Source organism: Aromatoleum diolicum, assembly GCF_012910955.1.
In the GTDB taxonomy this organism is placed as follows: domain Bacteria; phylum Pseudomonadota; class Gammaproteobacteria; order Burkholderiales; family Rhodocyclaceae; genus Aromatoleum; species Aromatoleum diolicum.
This window is the reverse complement of the sequence record NZ_WTVQ01000101.1, coordinates 1-1338: the sequence shown is the minus strand read 5'-3', so window position 1 is coordinate 1338 and position 1338 is coordinate 1. Positions and strand designations below refer to the sequence as shown.

The 1338-nt window shown below is 65.5% G+C and carries 1 protein-coding gene; it reads right to left on the bottom strand.

Annotated elements, in window-relative coordinates:
* A partial coding sequence (locus tag GPA25_RS23555; RefSeq protein ID WP_169262825.1) for an electron transfer flavoprotein-ubiquinone oxidoreductase occupies positions 1-1338 on the bottom strand: 1338 nt, incomplete at both ends.

Below are 1338 nucleotides of genomic sequence, written 5' to 3'. Positions count from 1 at the left end.
CATCCTTCAGCTGCAGATGGCAGGGCTGATCTTCCTCGTGGTTGGTATTCGACAGGAATACCGACGAGAGGCGGTCGAAGCTCAGCACCCCATCGGGCTTCGGATAGTCGATCTTCGCGCACTCGGCCGCGGGTTTGAGCTTGTCATGGTCGGACGAGTTGTGCAGCGTCCACGGCGCCTTGCCGCGGAACACCTGCTGGTCGATGCCGAACAGCAAGGAACCCATCCACAGGCCCTTCTTCATGTAGGGCTTGAAGTTGCGCGCCTTGTACAACTCATCGAAGAGCCAGCTCTGGCGGAAGGTGTCGGGGAAGGCGCTGAGTTCGTCGCGGCTGCGCTCGGCCGCCAAGGCGTCGAAGGCGGCTTCCGCGGCGAGCATGCCGGATTTGATCGCGGCGTGGCTACCCTTGATGCGTGCGGCATTGAGGAAGCCCGCGTCGTCGCCGATCAGCGCACCGCCCGCAAAGACGAGCTTGGGCTGGCTCTGCAGCCCGCCCGCGGTGATGGCGCGCGCGCCATAGGCGAGGCGCTTGCCGCCTTCGAGGAACTTGCGGATCTCGGGGTGCGTCTTGTAGCGCTGGAACTCCTCGAAGGGCGCGAGGTGCGGGTTGGTGTAGTTGAGGCCGACGACGTAGCCCACGGCCACCAGATTGTCTTCGAGGTGATAGACGAAGCCGCCGCCATAGGTGTCGGCGGGCAGCGGCCAGCCGGCGGTGTGCACGACGAGGCCCGGGACATGCCGGTCCGCCGGCACTTCCCACAGCTCCTTCAGGCCGATGCCGTAGGTCTGCGGATCGACGCCGGCGCGCAGATTGAATTTCGCTTCCAACTGCTTGCCCAGATGCCCGCGGCAGCCTTCGGCAAACAGCGTGTATTTGGCATGCAGCTCCATCCCCGGCTGGAATGCCGGGCCGGGCTCGCCGTCGCGCGTGACGCCCATGTCGCCGGTGGCGACGCCTTTCACGGCACCGTTGTCGTCGAACAGAATTTCCGCGCCCGCAAAACCCGGGTAGACCTCGACGCCCAGCGCCTCGGCCTGCTCGCCGAGCCACTTGGCGACGTTGCCCAGGCGCACGATGTAGTTGCCGTGGTTGAGGAAACAGCCCGGCAAGAGCCCATTGGGGATCTTGCGCCCACCGGTCTCACTCAGGAAGATCACGCGGTCTTCGGTGACTGCGGTGTTGAGCGGCGCGCCCTGTGCCTTCCAGTCGGGGATCAGCTCGGTGAGCGCCCGCGGATCCATCACCGCGCCGGACAGAATGTGCGCGCCGATCTCGGCGGCCTTCTCGATCAGGCACACCGCCAGTTCCGTGCCTTTCTCGTTGGCCAGTTGCTTCA